Genomic DNA, 17489 nt, shown 5'->3' on the forward strand with positions numbered 1-17489 from the left:
GCTGACGCCCGCCGAGGGCTCGGCTACCCTGCGTCCCGCCATGGCCATGACCCTGTCCGACCTGCTCGCGCCGGTGACGCCCGAGCGCTTCTTCGCCGAGTTCCACGACAAGCAGCCGCTGCACGTGCGCGGGGGTGCGGCGAAGTTCGCCGCCGTGCTGGGCTGGCGCGGGATCAACCGGCTGCTGGACATGACCCATATCTGGTCCGCCCATTCGCTGCGGCTGCTGATGGACGGCGAGCCGATCCCCGGCGAGGCCTACTGCACCCGCGCGGTGGGCCGCGACGGCACCCAGGTGCTGCAGCCCGAGGCGCACAAGCTGCGCGACTGGATCGCCCGCGGCGCCAGCATCGCGATGAACGACGTGGACAGCCTGACGCCGGGGCTCAGCAGCGTGTCGGGCGCGCTGGAGGATGCCGGGCTGGGCAAGGTGCAGGCCAACATCTACGTCTCCTTCCGCTCCCACAAGGCGTTTCCCGTGCACTTCGACACGCACGACGTCTGGGCCCTGCAGGTGGAGGGCGAGAAGACCTGGAACATCTGGTCCGGCCGGGCGGAATGGCCGATCGCGCATCCCGCCTTCCGCAACCTCGGCCAGGCGCATCACGACCGGGCGCGCGGGACCCTGCGCGAACAGATCACGCTGCGCACCGGCGACCTGCTCTACCTGCCGCGCGGCTGGTACCACGACGCGCTGGCCGAGGCCGACGCGTCCGTGCACGTCACCTACGGCGCCAACGCGCCGCTGGGGATGGATTTCCTGAACGTGCTGCTGGAACGCGCGGTGCAGGACCCCGCCTTCCGCCAGCCCCTGCCGCGGCAGGACGGCACGCCGGCGGCGCAGTTCGCCCTCACCTCCCGCGCCGCGACGCTGGGCAGCAAGCTGTCCGACTATTGCCGCGACCCCAAGGTGCTGGAGGTGCTGGCGCGGCTGGTGGCCAACCACCGCTACCCGCGCCCCACCATCGACGTGCTGGCGGCCCGCGGCCTCGCCGCGCCGGAGGAGGCTGCCCCCGCCGCCGAGGAGGGCGGCTTCCGGGTGGTGGCGCCCGGCGCCCGGCCGGTGCGGCGCGGCGCGGAATGGGTGCTGCGCACCGGCTCGGGCACGCTGCCGCTCTCGCCCATCGAGGCGGAGGCGGCGGGCTGGGTGCTCAACCGCCGCGACGTGGACGCGGCGGTGCTGCAAACGGCACATCCGGCGGTGGATGCCGCCGCCCTGCTGCGGCGCCTGGCGGAAGCCGGGCTGCTGGCCGCGGCATGAGGCACCGTTCTTCCGGGCCCGTCCTGCTCGCCCTGGCGGCCGCGCTGCTGGTCGCGCGGCCCGCGGCGGCGCAGCCCCGCCCCTTCAACTGCATCGGCGCCGAGGAGCTGGAGGACGACGTCTTCGCCGTGCCCTTCCGCGCCGGCAGCGCCCAGGTCACCGACGCCGCCCGTTCCGCCCTGGCCGCTGCCGGCGAGCGGATCGGCGCGGAGCCGGACCGCAACGTGTGCGTGCTCGGCCATGCCCAGCGCGAGGGCGGGCAGGCCAGTTCCGTGCGCCTCGCGGCCGAGCGGGCGCGGGCGGTGTCGCAGGCGCTGCGGAGCCGCTTCCAGGTGCCCGAGGCGCGGCTGCGGGCCGAGGCGCGGGTGGCGGGGTTCAGCCGCCGCACCGGCAACACGGAGGCGCGCAGCGTCAGCATCGTGATCCTGCCCGCCAGCGTCCCGGTGCCGGAACGCGGCCCGGTGCGGTCGCCGGCGGCCGCGGCACGCCCCGCCGCACCCCCGGCCGGCACGGCGCCGGCCGCACCGGCCCCGGCCTCGCCACCCGCGGCCTCCCCCGCCGCGCCGGCCGCAGCGCCACCCTCTCCGGCCGCACCGCGGGCGGTGCCCGCCACGCCCCCGGCCGCGGCACCGCCAGCCGCGGCACCACCGACTGCCGCACCGCCAGTTGCGGAACCGCCGGCTGCCGCACCGCCGGCAGCCGCACCGACACTGCCCCCGGCGGCGCCCGCCCCGGTGCCACCGCCCGCGGCTGCCCCCGCCGCACCGGCGGAAGGGCCGGCCGCGCCGCCGCCCTGACCGCCCGCCGCGCGAGCCCCATTCCCCCGGCGGCGATCCGCCGGCCGGCCGCGCCGCAGGGGACCCGCAGGGCCGCCGCCGGCCCCGGGATTTGCGCGCGGCCGCCAGTCTGCACTAGACCACCCTCCGAGGGATCGTGCGCCGTCCACCGGACGGCGGCGTTTGCAGGGCCTCGCGCGGCCGCCCAGGGGCAGACCAAGCGGCGGGGCCGACTGCGGGAAACGGACATGCCGTGCCTGGCAGACCTGCGAACTGAGATGGAGACGAGCATGACTGAGATGGACACGGTGCTCGACGCCCGCCCCGGCGACGCGGCCGCGCTGGCCGACCTCGCCGCGACGCAGCTCCGCCGCAACAACCCCGGCGATGCCGCCACGGCCGAGCAGGCGGCGCGCGCCGCGCTGGCGCTGCGGCCGGACCTGTTCGGCGCCTGGAACACCCTCGGCCATGCCCTGGCCCGCCGCCACGCCTGGTCCGAGGCGGTGGACGCGGCGCGCGAGGCAGTTCGCCTACGGCCGGAAGACCCCGGGCTGCTGGCCGGGCTGGCGGGGCACCTGCTGGCGGCCAACCGCGTGGCGGAATCGGCGGAGGTCCTGTCGCAGGCCGTGGCGCTGCGCCCCGAGGATGCCGGGCTGCACCGCCGCCTCAGCATCACGCTGTCACGGCTGGGCCGCGGGGAGGACGCGCTGGCGGCCGCCCGCCGCGCGGTGGAGCTCCGCCCCGAGGAGCCCGACCTGCACCTCCACCTCGCCACCCTGCTGGCGGCGGCGGAGCCGGACGCCGCCGATGCGGCGCGGGCGGAAGCCGAGCGCCTGCTGCGCGACGCCCTGGACGGGCAGCCCGAGCAGGCCGGGCTGTGGAACCTGCTCGCCAAGGTCCGGGGCGCGCGGCGCGATCCGGCCGGGGCGGTGGCCGCGCTGGACGAGGTGATCCGCCTGGAGCCTGCCTCACCCTGGCCGCTGAACGACCGCGTCGGCCACCTGCTGGCCCTGAACCGGCTGGACGAGGCGCTGGTGTCGATCACCCGGGCGCTGGAGCTGCGGCCGGAAGATCCCGTGCTGCTGCGCCGGCTGGCCATCGTGCTCGACCGGATGGGCCGCCCCGAGGAGGCCGTGTCGGCCGCCCGGCGCGCGGTGGCCGCGGCGCCGGGGGATGCCGAGAATCACCACGTCCTGGCCGGGCTCACCCTGCGCTCGGACCCGGCCGCTGCTGCGGCGGCGGCGCGGGAAGCGGTGCGGCTGAGCAACGGGGTGGAGGCGCATCGCAAGCGCCTGGACGCCGCCCTGGCCCGGCTGGAGGCCGCCCCCGCCCCGACGGCCCAGGCTCAGGCGCCAACGGCCGCGGTCGCGCAGGCCCAGGCACCCGCAGCGCGGGCACCCGTGGCTCAGGCACCGGTGGCCCGGACGCCCTCGGCCGCCGCATCGGCGAAGGCACCCTCGACCGCCAGGAAGCCCGCCCCGGCAACTGCGGCGGAGGCCAAGCCCGACCGCCGCAAGCTCAAGAAGCAGGCAGCGAGCGAGCGGTCGCGGCCGCCTTCGAAAGGTCGTCGATGAAGCGGTCGTATTCCGCCGACTTGGCGGACGCGTCGGGGATGCGCAGCAGGTAGGATGGGTGGACGGTCGGAAAGAACGGCCGTCCGTCCGTGCCGCGCAGCAGCGAGCCGCGCACCTTGGTCACCGGCATGGCGCGGCCGGTGACGGCGCGCAGCGCCGTGGCGCCCAGCGACACCAGCAGCCGCGGCGCGACCAACGCGATCTCCCGCTTCAGGAAGGGCTGGTAATAGGTGATGTCGCCGGCATCGGGCGACTGGTGCAGCCGGCGCTTGCCGGTGGGCGTGAACTTGAAGTGCTTCACCGCATTGGTGACGTAGGCCTCGTCGCGGCTGATGCCGGCGTCGTCCAGGGCGCGGTTGAACAGCCGCCCGGCGGGGCCGACGAAGGGGCGGCCCTGCAGGTCCTCCTCGTCGCCGGGCTGTTCCCCCACGAACATCAGCGTGGCGCCGACCGGGCCCTCGCCGAACACCCCCTGAGTGCTGTTGGCGGTCCAGGGCGGCAGGTCGTTGCGGCCGAAGAGTTCGCGCTTCAGCGCGTCCAGGGCAGCGCGGGCATCGTCGGGCGGTGTGGCGGTCTGGGACATGGCAGGAACAGCAACGCCGGAAGCGGCGATCCGGTGCAGCGGCGCGGATGCGGCCGGACGGGCTTCGTCGCCGGCCGGCGCCGCGGGTCCGGGTGATGCTGGGGCAGCGGGCGGCGTGCTGCGGGTTCCCGCGGCGCCGGACGCTGCCGATGCGGTGCTACGGGCCTCCGTGGCGCCAGGTGCTGTCATCGCGGGCGCCGCGGCTTCGGCCGGGAACAGCTCGGCTTCCGTGAAGTCGCGCGCGGCCAGCGGCGCCAGGGCGGGCCGGGGCGGAGTGAACTCCGCCGCGGCCGGCTGCGGCAGGGCGCGCTGGCGGCGGGCGGCCGGCGGGGTGGCGCCGCGCTCCACCATGGCGGCGACGCGGGCGGGGGCTTCGGCGATCAGCCGGGGGATGTCGCGCGCCTCGGGCAGGTTCTTCCAGTACTTCATCGGCATCTCGGCGCGCATCGCGTCGGTTTTCAGCCGGGCCGGGTTGAAGATGGCGGCAAAATAGGCGCGCCACAGCTCCTCCGCCGCGTCCTCCGGCGGGGCGTCGGCGCGGCGGCCGCCAGGGCCGAAGGAAACGCTCCCGCCGTCCCAGTGGGCGCTGGCGGCGGGGGTCAGGATGGACCAGCGCAGCTGGGCGAAGCGGCGGGCGAAGAAACCGGCCTCGGCGCGCAGGATGTGGTGCTCCGGCTCGAACCAGCTGACGTAGCGGGTCGGTTCGTCCGTGCCCGGCAGGGCGTTCGGCACTTCGCGGAAGCGCACGAAGGCGTGCATCTTGTGGGCGTCGCGGCGCACCGCGCGGGCCATGCTGTCCGCCCGCGACACGTCGGGGTCGGTGGCGACGTCCAGCAGGCTGCGCTCGGCCTGGAGGCGGTGCAGCAGCCGGTGCAGCAGGGTGAAGCGCGCGGGGTCGCGGTGGCGGATCACCACCTCCGCCAGTTCCGGAAAGGCGCGGGGCACGCGGGGCGGCGGGGCCTCGGCCGGCGGCGCCGGCGGGGGTGGGCCGGTGAACATCGGCGCCGGGTCGGCCGGGCTGTCCCAGGCGACCTGCTCGGGCGCGATGCCGGCGGTCACCAGCGCCCGGGCGGCGGCGCGCCAGCCGGCGAAGTCGTCCGGCAGCGCCAGGGAAACGCCGAACATGGCCGGGGCGCGCCCGGCACCCGGCGGCAGGGCGTCCATCGGCGGCGTTCCGGGAAGCGCAGACGGCACGAGCGGCCGGGTCCCGCCGGGAACGGTGGGCAGCGCGAAGAGGTCCCGCGGGGCGCCGTCAGGCATGCGGAGTAACAGGGCTCAAGCGGCGGCGCCGAACAGCGACAGCTGCACCGGCTTGTACGGCAGGGCGGGCAGCTGCCCGGCCAGCCCGCCCTCGGGGGTCAGCAGGGCGCGCAGGTCGGCGCGGTCCAGCAGGCCGGGGGCGGCGCGGTGGTCGGCGGCCACCAAGAAGGGTGCCACCTTGCGCAGCGACACGCGCAGCCGCGCCAGGTCCTCCAGGCGGATGGCGCGGTGGCGGCGGGCGCTGAGGATGCGCTCCACCGTCTTGGCGCCCAGGCCGGGCACGCGCAGCAGGCTCTCGCGGTCGGCGCGGTTGACGTCCACGGGAAAGCGCTCGCGGTGGCGCAGCGCCCAGGCCAGCTTGGGGTCCACGTCCAAGTCGAGCATGCCGGTGCCGCCCTCCACGATCTCCGGCGCGTTGAAGCCGTAGAAGCGCATCAGCCAGTCGGCCTGGTACAGCCGGTGCTCGCGGATCAGCGGCGGTGCGGCCGGCGGCAGCACGGCGGGGGCGTCGGGGATGGGGGAATAGGCGGAATAGTAGACCCGCTTGAGCCGGTAGGAGCCGTAAAGGTTGGCGGAACTGTCCAAGATCTGGGCGTCGCTGGATGCATCGGCGCCCACGATCATCTGGGTGGACTGCCCGGCCGGAGCGAAGCGCGGCGGCGCGGCGCGGGTGCGGCCGGCGGCGTGCTCCGCCTTGGCTTCCTTGGCTTCGTCGATATGCGTGCGCAGCGTCGCCATGGCACGGCGGATGGCGCGGTTGTCCTTTTCCGGCGCCAGGGCGGCGAGGCTTTCGGCCCGCGGCAGTTCCACGTTGATGCTGAGGCGGTCGGCGAAGGCGCCGGCCTGGGCGATCAGCAGCGGGTCGGCGTCGGGAATGGTCTTGAGGTGGATGTAGCCCTTGAAGCCGTGCTCCTCCCGCAGCGTGCGGGCCACGCGCAGGATCTGCTCCATGGTGTAGTCGGGGGAGCGGATGATGCCGGAGGAAAGGAACAGGCCCTCGATGTAGTTGCGCCGGTAGAAGTCCAGCGTCAGCTCCACCAGCTCCTTCACCGTGAAGCGGGCGCGCTGCACGTTGGAGGTCGCGCGGTTGATGCAGTAGGCGCAGTCGAAGACGCAGGCGTTGGTCAGCAGCACCTTGAGCAGCGAGATGCAGCGCCCGTCCGGGGCATAGGCGTGGCAGATGCCCATGCCTTCCGTGCTGCCCAACCCGCCATCGCGGCTGTCGCGCTTCTCGGTTCCCGAGGAGGAACAGGAGGCGTCGTATTTCGCCGCATCGGCCAGGATTTCCAGCTTGCGGCGAAGGTCCAGGGCACGATCCGGCATGGATGTTCATATTGTGTTCTGAACAATTCCGGCAAGGCTGGCAGCGCCCGGAACCGCCGCGAAGGGCCGGGTTTTCCTGGGTTTCCGCCGCCGGCCGGGCGTGCGGAAGGGTTCAGCCGTGCAGGGCTTCGCGCGTCGCCGTGCCCAGGCCCGCGGCCACCAGCAACCCGCCGCCGAGACGGTTGAACAGGGCAATCACCCCGGGGTTGCGCACCGCCGCCCGCGCCCGAGAGGCCACGGCCGCGTAGCCCAGCGCATTGCCGAAGGCGAGCACCAGGAAGGTCGCTTCCAGGATCGCCACCTGCCCGGCGAAGCCCGCCTCCGGGTCCAGGAACTGCGGCAGGAAGGCCACGAAGAAGGTGATGCCCTTGGGGTTCAGCGCCGTGACCAGCCAGGCATGCCCGAGCATCCGCGCCGCCGGGGCCGCGTCGCTGCATGGCCGGGCATCGGGCGTGCCGCCGGCGCGCCAGAGCCGCATGCCCAGCCAGACCAGGTAGGCCGCCCCCGCCCATTTCAGCGCCGCGAAGAGCCCGGCCGAGGTAGCCAGCAATGCGCCCAGCCCCAGCACCGACACGGTCATCGCGGTGAAATCGCCCAGCGCCACCCCGATCGCCGTCGGCAGCGCGGCGCGCCAGCCCTGCCCCAGCGCGTAGGACACCACCAGCAGCACGGTGGGGCCGGGGATCAGCACCAGCAGCGCCGAGGCGGCGGTGAAGGCGAGCCAGAGCTGGACGGACATGCGGGGGTTATCTCGCGATCGTGGGGCCGCGCATGCAGCCATCCGGCGCCCTGCCGCGTCCAGGCCCCTCGCAATCCCCGCCCGCGCGCCTACCCTGGTGGGGGATGAATCAGGTCTTCCTCAACCGCGTCGGCACGGCCACCCCGGCCCACGAGGTCCACGGCACCTTCCGGGCCTTCGCCGAGCACATGATCCCGGAGGGCCGCGAGCGGCGCGTCTTCGCCCGCATGGCCGACCGCGCCGGGATCGCCCAACGCTGGAGCGTGCTGCGCCCGGACGGCCGCCCGGGCCGGGTGGATGCGGAGGGCTTCTACGAACCGGGCCGCTTCCCTTCCACCCGCGCCCGGATGCGCCGCTGGGAAGCGGAAGCCCCCGCCCTGGCTTTCCGGGCGCTGGCGGCGCTGGGGCAGCTGGAGGGGATCACGCATCTCTTCGTCACCTCCTGCACCGGGCTGGTGGCGCCGGGGCTGGACCACGCGATCTGCGCCCATCTCGGGCTCCCCGAGACGGTGGCGCGCACGAATATCGGCTTCATGGGCTGCCAGGCCGCCATCGTGGCGCTGCGGGCGGCGCGCGACGCCGTGCGCGCCGACCCCGAGGCCCGCGCCCTGGTGGTGAACCTGGAGCTCTGCACCCTGCACCTGCAGGAACGGCCGGAGGTGGAGCAGCTGCTCTGCTTCCTCTTGTTCGGCGACGGCTGCGCGGCCGCGCTGGTGAGCGCCGAGCCCTCGGGGATGCGACTGGACGCCTTTCGCTGCGCCCTGCTGCCCGAGGCGCAGGAGCAGATTGCCTGGCGGGTGGGCGATGACGGCTTCGACATGGTGCTGTCGGGCGAGGTCCCGAAGAGCCTGACCCGCGCCCTGCCGCCGCGCCTGAACGACATTCTCGGCGGCGAGGCGCCGGAGGATTTCGCGCTCTGGGCGGTGCATCCCGGCGGGCGTTCCGTGCTGGACGCGGTGGAGGAAGCCTGCCGTCCGCCGCAGGGCGCGCTGGCGCATTCGCGGGCCGTGCTGCAGGCGCACGGCAACATGTCTTCGCCCACGGTGATGTTCGTGCTGCGCGACATGCTGGCCGAGCGGATCGCCGGCCGGCAGGGCGTGGCCCTGGCCTTTGGCCCCGGCCTGTCGGCCGAAACCATGCGCTTCGCGACGGTGTGATGGCGGGCGGTGGTGCCGGGTGGCCCGGGAGGGAGAAGGAATTCTCCCTCCCGATACCCTCCCTCGTCTCTCTTCGGGAGGCTGCCGCGGGGCTGCCGACACGCGGAACGCTGCGCCGCACGGGAGAAATCGGATTTCAGGGTGGCGCAGGCGGGCGGCCACGGTCGCCGGAGGGCCAAGCCCTCCGGCGCGCCCGAGGTTTCAGCCCCGACCGCGGCAGCCCCCCGGAAAAAGATGAGGGGGAGGGTTCGGGAGGGGGAGAATTCCTTCTCCCCCTCCCGAGCCACCGGCCAGCCGCATGAGCCTGCGCCAACGCTCCACCGCCCCGGAGATCATGGACGACGCGGCGCAGGACTTCGCCGCCTTTTCCGCCGCCCTGCGGGACCTGGAGCGGATCAACCGCATGAGCCTGGCCTACCGGCCGACGCTGCGCTGGCTGGACGCGCTGGCACGGCGGACGGGGGCACGGCGGCTGAGCGTGCTGGACGTGGGCGCGGGCGGCGGCGACATGCTGGCCCGCGTCGCGGCCTGGGGCGCGCGGCGCGGAGTGGCGCTGGAACTGGCGGCGCTGGACCGCTCGCCGCACGCGGCGGCGCATGCTCGCGCACGCCACCCCGGCCTGCCCGTGCGCTGGATCACCGCCGACCTTTTCGCGCTGGACCCGGCGGAGCGCTTCGACGCGGCCATCTGCGCCCTGTTCACCCATCACCTGGACGACGAATCGCTGGTGCGCTTCCTGCGTTGGATGGACGGCCGCGCGCGGCAGGGCTGGCTGATCAGTGACCTGCACCGCCATCCCATCCCCTGGGCCACAGTGTGGGCGGGGGTGCGGCTGCTGCGGATGGACCCGATGGTGGTGCACGACAGCACCGTGTCCATCGCCCGCGGCTTTTCCCGCGCGGACTGGGAAGGGTTGATCCGCCGCGCCGGGGTGGGGGCGGAACTGCGCTGGGCTTTTCCCTTCCGCTGGATCGTGTCGGGCGGCGGGGCGGGGTGACGGCGGCGATCGTGATCGGCGGCGGCCCGGCCGGGGCGGCGGCGGCGATCGCCCTGGCGCGCGGCGGCGCGGCGGTGACGCTGGTGGAGCGGGAAGCCGGGCCGCGGGAAAAGGTCTGCGGCGAGTTCCTGGGGCCGGACGCCGCGGCGCTGCTGCGCGGGCTGGGGCGGCCGCTGCCGGAACTTGGGGCAGTGCCGATCCATGGCGCCCGGCTGGCGGCGGGGCGACAGGATACGGCCTGGCCCCTGCCCTTCGCGGCTTGGAGCCTGCCGCGCGCCACGCTGGACGAGGCGCTGCTGGCCGCCGCCGCAACGGCCGGGGCGCGGGTGCTGCGCGGCCGCATGGTGGCGGGTGCGGCGCGGGAAGGCGACGGCTGGACGGCGCGGCTGGGGGACGGCGCGGTGCTGCGCGCGCCAGCCCTGGTGCTGGCCACCGGCAAGCACGAGTTGCGCGGCCATTCCCGCCCGGTGCGGGGCGGCGCCGTGGGCTTGAAGCTGCCGCTGCAACTGTTGGCGCCGCTGGACGGGCGGGTGGTGCTGCTGCCCTTCGCCGGCGGCTATGCCGGGCTGCAGCCGCGGGCCGGAGGCGGCGCCAACCTCTGCGCCGCGCTGCGCAAGGCCGGGCCGGAAGCGCGCAACCCAGTGGCGCTGCTGGCGCGGGTGGCGGCGGGCTCGGCCCAGGGGACGGTGCTGCTGCGCGGGGCCGTGCCGCTGCTGAAACGGCCGCTGGCGGTGGCGGGGGTGCCCTACGGTTTCCGGCACCGAGACGGGGCAGCGGCGGAACCCGGCCTGTTCCGCGTCGGCGACCAGTTCGCCGTGGTGCCCTCCCTGGCGGGCGAGGGCGTGGCCATGGCGCTGCTCGGCGGGGTGGCGGCGGCGGCGGCGATCCTGGCCGGGCAGAGCGCGGCGGCGTTTCACGTGGCGCTGAACCGCCGGCTGGACCGGCCGATGCGCTGGGCGGGGATGCTGGCGTGGCTGCTGGACACCACGCCGGACGCGCTGGCCCTGGCCGCGCGGGCGCTGCCCGGTGCGGCGCGCCTGGCTGCCGCGCGTACCCGGCTGCCGGGCCTGGCCTGAGCCGCACCGGCAAGGGGGAAGGTTCGGGCGGGAGTTCGCCTTACTTCCTTACGATCTTACTTCCTTGCTCCGCCCGCCTCGGCAAGGCACTTACCAGAAAATAATCCTAATATAGCAAGGGCTTCTCGGTCAAGCCGCATGCCGGGAGTGGCAGATTCGGCGTTTTCTGCCACATCTCGCGCAGTTGCTGAGCCGGACTGCGCGCAAATCAGCCGCCCCCCGGTCCGGTGATCGGCCGTGCGGTTGGATGGCTGAGCGCGAGAGCCTATTTTGCGGCGCAGCACAGGACCGGAGGTGCCACGTGGCGAACCGCAAGCTGTTCTTCGTCTGGGGCGGTGTCTTCACCGATCCGCAGTGGCGGGAACTGGAGCCGGGCACGGAAGAATGCCACGGCCCCTTCCACGACGCCCGCACCGCCGAGCGCGTGTGGAACGAGAAGGCGCGCCGCAACATCGACATCGCCATGCACCGCCTCTTCGTGCTGAGCGTCGACCGCCCCGGCGGCACCGCGGACTGATCCCCCCGGCGCCGGTTCGCGAATCGGGTGGGGTGGTTTCGGTCCGGGTGGTGTCGGTTGGTCCTGGGGTGTTCAGCCGCGGCCAAGGGGGCTCTGCCCCCTTGGAGCCCCCGCGAGGAGCTTAGGCTCCTCGACCTCATGAGTGCCTCCGGCGGGGGCGGGTTGGGACAGGGCGGTCTACTGGGACGACGTGGGCCAACCCGCCCCCGCCGGAGGCACTCAACGTGGGGTCCGGGGAGTTCATAACTCCCCGGCGGGGTCCAAGGGCAGCGCCCCTGGCCAACGCCCGAACAGCACAGCCCCAACCGACACCACCCGGACCGAAGCCACCTCCCCGGCCCAGTGAGTCGGCCCCGGGAAGGGTCAGCGCGCCTGGCGGGAGATCACGGACAGGGCGGCGGCGGAAACGCTGACCTGGCCGAGGACCTGGGTGAGGTCGCGGATGAATCCCCAGGTTTCGTAGGGGCTGGGGTCCTGGGGAACCACCACCAGGGAGCCGGGGGGCACGGGCGGGCCGCCGGCCTGCCAGGCGCCCAGCCCGGCGGGGACGGATTGGCCGTTGGGCAGCACCACGAAGGCGCGGCCGCCATCGGCGAAGCGCTGGGGGCCGCCGGCGGCGCGGACGTAGTCGGCGGCGCGCTGGCCGGTGGCGAATTGCAGGGAGCCGGGGTTGAGCACGGCGCCCACCACGGTGACCTCGTTGGGGCGCTTGGGCACGGCCACGAGGTCGCCGGGTTCCAGCAGCACGTCGAGTTCGGGGCGGGCGGCCAGCACCACGGGGTTGGCCTCCACCGCCATGCGGCCGGCGGCGCGGGCGTCGCGCAGGGCGGAGGCCAGCTCGCGCCCGGCGGCGATGGCGCCGCCCAGGTCGCCCGAGGCGCGGGACCCCGCCACCGCCTGGCCGGAGGCCACCTGGATCAGGCTGGTTTCCAGCTCCCGCGCGGTGCGGGCGAAGCCGTCCTGCTGGCGCTGGCGCACGCTCTCGCGGGTGAACACGGCGCCGTAGGGATAGGCCTGCGGGGTCAGGCCGCCGGCGCGGGCGATCAGCTCGCTCAGCTTCTCGCCGCGGCGGATGTCGTAGGTGCCGGGGCGCAGGAACTCGCCCATCAGGGTCACGGGGCCGATGTCGCGGTCGCCGAAGCCGCGCGGGATGCGGATGGCGTCGCGCGGCGACAGGCGCACGGCGGCGAAGTTGCGCGAGCGCAGGTCCAGCGTCAGCCGGGTCAGCGGGATGGCGCCGGCCTGTTCCAGCGGCTCGCGGGCGAATTCCACCGCCGACAGGTCGGCGGTTTCGCCGGCGTTGCCGGCGGCGGCCAGCACCTGGTCCAGGCCGGTGTCGTCCAGGATGGGATACAGGCCGGGCAGCCCGACCTCGCCGCTCAGCAGCACGGACTGGTCGAGCAGGAAGGGCAGCAGCGTCGGGTAGTCCAGGAAGACCTGCGGACAGGGCGGGTCGCCCAGGTCGGGAAAGCCGGCGCCGCGGGCATGGGCGTAGCGCAGCGGGCTGCCGCGGGCGGCCACGGCCAGGGATTGCAGCGCCGGGCAGTCGATGGCGGCGGGCACCGCGGCCGGCACGCCGGCGGTGACGCCCAGGGTGCTGGCCGCCCCCGCGGGGCCGCCGGGGCGCTGGGCGGAGCCGGCGGACACGGTGACGGGCAGCGCCACGGCGGGCGCCACCTCGCCGCGCAGGGCGCGCTGCACGGGGGGCGAGGCGAGCCAGAGCACGTCGGCCTGGGACAGGATCAGCACCTCGTCGGCTTCGCGCAGCGGCAGGTCGGCCTGCGCCAGCAGCACGCGGCCGAGGTCGAAGGCCACGAAGCGGCGGACCCGGGTGGCTTCCTCCACCCGCCACACCACGCCCAGGCGGATATACGGGTCGGGGCGGATCACCCGCGGGTCGGCCAGCAGGGCGCGCAAACCGAAGCCGCCGCGGCCGCGGCCGCCGCCGGCCGAGCGCAGCACCGGCGTCGCGACGTGGCCGGCCAGGCGCAGGCTGTTGGCCGCCACGTCCGCCCCGGGCTGCACCAGCACCGCGTCGCCGCGGCGCAGGGGGGCGCCGGGGGCGATCTCGGCGAAGGCGCGGCGGCCGCCGGCATCAGTGCCCTGCAGCAGGAAGCGGTTGCCGGAAGGGCGCAGCGGGTCGCCGGCCAGGCGCAGCACGCTGTTCAGGGGGGCGGCGGCGACGCCGGGGGGCAGCTCGAAGATGCCGGGGCGGGTGACGTCGCCGGCCACCGCCACCACGCCGCCCAGGGCGGGCACCACCACGCGCTCGCCCTCCCTCAGGCTGAGGTCGGGGGTGCCGGGCGTGCCGGCGATGGCGGCGTAAAGGTCCACGGTGCGGGCGCCGTTCGCGCCTTCCACCCGCACCGCGCGCAGGGAGCCGGTGCGGCGGATGCCGCCGGCGGCGCCCAGCGCGTCCAGCACGGAACTCAGGGCGGGCAGCGCCTGCAGGCCGGGGCGGTTCACCTCGCCGGCCACGAAGATGCCGATCTGCCGGGTCTGGCCGACGGACACGAAGGCTTCGGAGCCGCCCAGCTCGCGCGCCACGCGGTTCTCGATGTCGGCGCGCAGGTCGCGCAGGGTGCGGCCGGCGGCGGCGAAGGGCGGCAGGTCGGGCAGCAGCAGGTTGCCGTCGCGGCCGACGCGCAGGGTGTAGGACTGCCGGGCGCGGCCGCGCAGCGCCACGATCACCTCGTCGTCGCGGCCGAGGACGTAGCTGTCCGGCAGGGCGCCGGCCGACAGGCCCGGCAGGGCGGCGCGGAAGCTGTCGTAGCCGAACTGGCGCAGCGGCGGCTGCTGCTCCGGCAGGCGGGCGGCAAAGAAGGCCTCGGTATTGGAAAGCGGCTCCACGGCCGGGGAGGCCAGGGCGGGGAGCGGCGCCTGCCAGGGGGCGGCGCCCGGCAGCGGCAGGGCGGGGATCGCGGGCGGCGGCGGTGGGGTCGGGGCCAGCACCGTGGGCGCGCGGCCGGAGGCGGCGTCCAGGATGCGCTGCAGCACATCCCCCTGTCCCTGGCCGGGCAGGGCCGCGCCGCCGGGCAGCGTGCCACCCAGGGCGGAGGGCAGCGGGGGCGGCAGCAGGATCGGCGAGCTGTTCTGCGGCCAGGCGGTGCCGGGCAGCAGCAGCAGCAGCGCCGCGGCCAGGCGCAGGGCGCGGCGCCAGGGATGCCCGTCCCGGCGGCGCGCCGGCGCCCGCCCGAGGGCGCGTTCCCGGCTGCCGCGCGCGGCTCTCGCCGCAGCGGCGCCACACCCCGAAGCGGCGCGATCACCCATCCTGAGTTTCCCCGCTGCCTTCCGGGCCCCCACCCGGGTGCAACCGCGCGTGGAACTATCCCCGCGTATTTCTTTGCACTCTGTTGACCTATCATGCGCGGCGATGCCGATCCATGCGTCGCGACCATTGCTTCTCGCCGATGCCGCGTGGCGGCTGGGCGCGCGTCCCGTGACCCTGCTGCTGCTGCACCGCATGCGGGTGGCGCTGGGGCGGCCACAACGGGCGCTGCCGGACGGGCGCCCGGCCGTGGCACCCTTCCTGCCGGAATCCGCCCTGCCGCCACCGGCGGTGGACGGGACGGCGGTGCTGCACGCGGTCGCGGCGCTGCCGCCGCCGACGCATGGCCGCTTCGACCCGGCAGCGCACGCGCTGGCGCTGGACCTGTTCGCGCCGGGCGACGTGCGGCCGGTGTGGGAAGCGAATCGGCTGGCGGAGATCCCGCTCCTGGCGATGGCGCAGCGGCTGGACCCCGGCGGCGGCCACGGCGCCCAGGCGGAAGCGCGACTCGGCGCATGGTGCGCCTCCAACCCGCCGTTTCGCGGGCCGAACTGGGCCTGCGGGCAGGAAGCGGCGCTGCGGGCGCTGCATCTCGGCCTCGGGCACGCGCTGGCCGGCGGCGGGGCGGTGCCGGCCGGGCTGCGCGCGCTGCTGCGGGCGCATGCCCGGCGCATCGCCGCGACGCGCGCCTATGCCGCGGCGCAGGACAACAACCACGCCATCAGCGAGCCCGCCGGCGCCTTCGCCTGTGCCCTGCTGCTGGGCGAGGACCCGGCGCCGCACGCCGCGGCGCTGGCGGCGGCGGTGGCGCGGCTGGTGGAACCGGCGGGCGGCTTCGCCCCGGTGTCCACCGGCTACCACCGGCTGCTGCTGGACGTGCTGGCGGTGGCGGAATGGCTGCGGCGCTTCCACGGCGCCCCGCCCTTTCCGGCGCCGCTGCCGGCGCGCGCGGCGGCCGCGACGCGCTGGCTGCTGCGGCTGCACGACCCCGCCACCGGCGCCCTGCCGCGGCTGGGCCACGCCGACGGTTCGCGCTTCGCCGACCTGTCCCTGGGCGGGGCGGCGGATGCCCGCGGCAGCCTGGAACGCGCGGCGCGGCTGTTCCTGGGGGCCTCCGCCGAGCACCGCGGCGATCCCGGCTGCGCCTGGCTGGACCTGCCGGTGCCGGGCGCCGTGGCGGCGGGCGAAGCGCGCTGGTGCGCCGCCGGCAGCCGCGGCTGGGCGCGCGACGGGGCGCGGGCGGTGCTGCGCACCGGGCCGCTGCGCTTCCGGCCCGGGCAGTCGGACCTGCTGCACCTGGACCTGTGGGACGGGGCGGTGAACCTGCTGCGCGACGGCGGCACCCTGTCCTACAACCCCGCCCCGGCGCAGCGCGCCGCCGCCGCCGCGCTGGAGGATGCCGGCGGGCACGACGCGGTGGTGTTCGACGATCGCGAGCCGATGCCGCGCGCCGGACGTTTCCTGCGCGCCCGCTGGCCCGCCACCGGGCTGCTGCCGGAGGGTGCCTGGAGCCGCGACCGGCGCGGCAACCGCCACGCCCGGAGCCTGAGCGGCGAGGGCCGCTGCTGGATCGTGACGGACACGCTGTCCGGGCCGTTCCGCAGCGCGGCCCTGCGCTGGCGCCTGCCGCCGGCGGAATGGCGCAGCACGGGCAGCGGCGTGGCGTCGGCGCTGGGGCGGGTGAGCGTGGCCGCCGACGCGCCGGTGGAACTGAGCCTGGCGCTGGGGCAGGAAGCGCCGCGCTACGGCGAGTTGCGGGAAGTGCCGGTGCTCTGTGCCCGCGTGGCGCGCCCGGCCACCCGGCTGGTCACCACGATCGAGCTGCCCTGAGGTTTCTGCGGCCCGCGGTTGCACCACGCGGGGCGGCACGCAATGCTGCAATGGTCCACTCGGGGGTTCGCGCGAATCATGCCGCTGGAGGTGTTGCTGCGCGCGCTCTGGTGGTGGCGCTGGCGGCTGGCACTGGTCAGCCTGCTGGTGCTGGGGTTGGGCAGCGCAGTGGTGCTGTCCTGGCCGCGGCAATACGTCGCCAGCGCGGTGGTGGCCCCGGCCGAGACCACGGGCCTCGCCGCCTCCACCCTGATCCAGGCCAACGCGGTGCTGCAGCAGGCGGGCGGGCTGCTGGACAACCGGCCGGGCGGCAATTTCGCGGTGTACCTCGCCTCCCTGCGCTCGCCCGAGGCGGTGGCCATGCTGGCGCGCGACACCGCCCTGCCCGCCTGGCTAACGGCGCAGCGGCAGGCCGGGCTGGGCGGCTGGCTGCGCGAGGCGCTGGGGCTGCGGGTGACCAGCGACTCGGACGACCTGCAGCGCTGGCTGGAGCGCAACCTGTCGGTGACGCAGTCGCTGGCCGCGGTGACAGTGTCGCTGGACCTGCCGCACCCCGACCGCGCCGTGGCGCTGGACGCGCTGGCGCGGCTGCACGCCTTTGCCGAGGGCAAGGTGCGCGGCGACCTCGCGGAGCTGGCGGCCAAGCGCACGGCGCTGTTCGAGAGCCGGCTGGCGCGGGAACACGACGTGTACCTGCGCACCCCGCTCTACGAGCTGCTGGCGCAGCACCAGCGGGCGGCGCTGGCGGTGCTGTCCGACGCGGCGGTGGCGGCGCGGCTGGTGTCGGCGCCCAGCGTGGAACTGTCGCCCTCCCTGCCCAACCGGTCGCTGCTGCTGGGGCTGCTGCTGCTGCTGGCGCCGGCCTGCACCCTGCTGGCCGCGGCCTGCCTGGTGCTGCTGCGCGGCGTCCCCGTCCGCGCCCGGCCCCGCGCCATCGGCGGCGCGCCGGAGTTCGCGGCAGTGCTGCAAGGGCCGGAGCGGTGAGGTTGCGCCTGGGTGCCCTGGCCGTGGCCAGGAGGCTCTGCCTCCTGGACCTCCGCCGGGGAGTTACGAACTCCCCGGACCCCGCGTTGAGTGCCTCCGGCGGGGGCGGGATGTCACACGTCGTCCCGGATGACTGCCCTCGGC

General features: G+C 75.7%; 13 protein-coding genes. 9 read left to right on the plus strand and 4 right to left on the minus strand.

Annotated elements, in window-relative coordinates; translation table 11 throughout:
* Positions 1–40 precede the first annotated feature (40 nt).
* The 3 genes from ACLIBK_RS22515 (at position 41) to ACLIBK_RS22525 (ending at position 3611) form a co-directional block, all read left to right on the plus strand.
* On the plus strand, positions 41–1261 hold the full coding sequence (locus tag ACLIBK_RS22515; RefSeq protein WP_415389553.1) for a cupin domain-containing protein: 1221 nt from the start codon (positions 41–43) through the stop codon (positions 1259–1261).
* Positions 1258–2058, plus strand: a complete 801-nt coding sequence (locus ACLIBK_RS22520) for an OmpA family protein (protein ID WP_415389554.1) — start codon at positions 1258–1260, stop codon at positions 2056–2058. Before ACLIBK_RS22515 ends, ACLIBK_RS22520 begins: the two co-directional genes overlap by 4 nt.
* 269 nt (positions 2059–2327) lie before the next feature.
* Positions 2328–3611: a tetratricopeptide repeat protein gene (locus ACLIBK_RS22525; RefSeq protein ID WP_415389555.1), complete on the plus strand. Its 1284-nt coding sequence runs from the start codon at positions 2328–2330 to the stop codon at positions 3609–3611.
* On the opposite strand, the gene ACLIBK_RS22530 is transcribed toward ACLIBK_RS22525, so the two are convergent.
* The 3 genes from ACLIBK_RS22530 to ACLIBK_RS22540 form a co-directional block, all read right to left on the minus strand.
* Entirely contained in the window at positions 3556–5358 is a 1803-nt protein-coding gene (locus ACLIBK_RS22530) for a UdgX family uracil-DNA binding protein (protein ID WP_415389556.1), read from the minus strand. The genes ACLIBK_RS22525 and ACLIBK_RS22530 overlap by 56 nt on opposite strands.
* 111 nt (positions 5359–5469) lie before the next feature.
* Complete coding sequence (locus tag ACLIBK_RS22535) at positions 5470–6777, minus strand: putative DNA modification/repair radical SAM protein (protein ID WP_415389557.1); 1308 nt, start codon at positions 6775–6777, stop codon at positions 5470–5472.
* A 112-nt stretch (positions 6778–6889) separates the two neighbouring features.
* Positions 6890–7516, minus strand: a complete 627-nt coding sequence (locus ACLIBK_RS22540; protein WP_415389558.1) for a LysE family translocator — start codon at positions 7514–7516, stop codon at positions 6890–6892.
* A 104-nt stretch (positions 7517–7620) separates the two neighbouring features.
* Here ACLIBK_RS22540 and ACLIBK_RS22545 point away from each other — a divergent pair, with 104 nt between their 5' ends.
* From ACLIBK_RS22545 to ACLIBK_RS22560, 4 genes are all read left to right on the plus strand, one after another.
* A complete protein-coding gene (locus ACLIBK_RS22545; RefSeq protein WP_415389559.1) occupies positions 7621–8673 on the plus strand; it encodes a type III polyketide synthase in 1053 nt (350 codons plus the stop codon).
* 298 nt (positions 8674–8971) lie between these two features.
* Positions 8972–9670: a methyltransferase domain-containing protein gene (locus ACLIBK_RS22550; RefSeq protein WP_415389560.1), complete on the plus strand. Its 699-nt coding sequence runs from the start codon at positions 8972–8974 to the stop codon at positions 9668–9670.
* The gene (locus ACLIBK_RS22555; RefSeq protein WP_415389561.1) at positions 9667–10746 is read left to right on the plus strand and encodes an NAD(P)/FAD-dependent oxidoreductase; all 1080 of its coding nucleotides are present in this window, start codon (positions 9667–9669) and stop codon (positions 10744–10746) included. The genes ACLIBK_RS22550 and ACLIBK_RS22555 overlap by 4 nt, the downstream gene beginning before the upstream one ends.
* Before the next feature lie 301 nt (positions 10747–11047).
* Positions 11048–11263, plus strand: a complete 216-nt coding sequence (locus ACLIBK_RS22560) for a DUF4170 domain-containing protein (protein WP_415389562.1) — start codon at positions 11048–11050, stop codon at positions 11261–11263.
* A 363-nt stretch (positions 11264–11626) separates the two neighbouring features.
* On the opposite strand, the gene ACLIBK_RS22565 is transcribed toward ACLIBK_RS22560, so the two are convergent.
* Positions 11627–14533 (minus strand): SLBB domain-containing protein, encoded by a 2907-nt coding sequence (locus ACLIBK_RS22565; RefSeq protein WP_415389563.1) that lies wholly within the window; start codon positions 14531–14533, stop codon positions 11627–11629.
* A 103-nt stretch (positions 14534–14636) separates the two neighbouring features.
* Here ACLIBK_RS22565 and ACLIBK_RS22570 point away from each other — a divergent pair, with 103 nt between their 5' ends.
* Both ACLIBK_RS22570 and ACLIBK_RS22575 read left to right on the plus strand, forming a co-directional pair.
* Positions 14637–16361 (plus strand): heparinase II/III family protein, encoded by a 1725-nt coding sequence (locus ACLIBK_RS22570; RefSeq protein WP_415389564.1) that lies wholly within the window; start codon positions 14637–14639, stop codon positions 16359–16361.
* Positions 16362–16439: 78 nt separating this feature from the next.
* Entirely contained in the window at positions 16440–17345 is a 906-nt protein-coding gene (locus tag ACLIBK_RS22575; protein WP_415389565.1) for a hypothetical protein, read from the plus strand.
* The last annotated feature ends 144 nt before the right edge of the window (positions 17346–17489 follow it).

Origin of the sequence: Roseomonas sp. BN140053, assembly GCF_047690175.1 — a bacterium.
GTDB lineage: Bacteria > Pseudomonadota > Alphaproteobacteria > Acetobacterales > Acetobacteraceae > Roseomonas.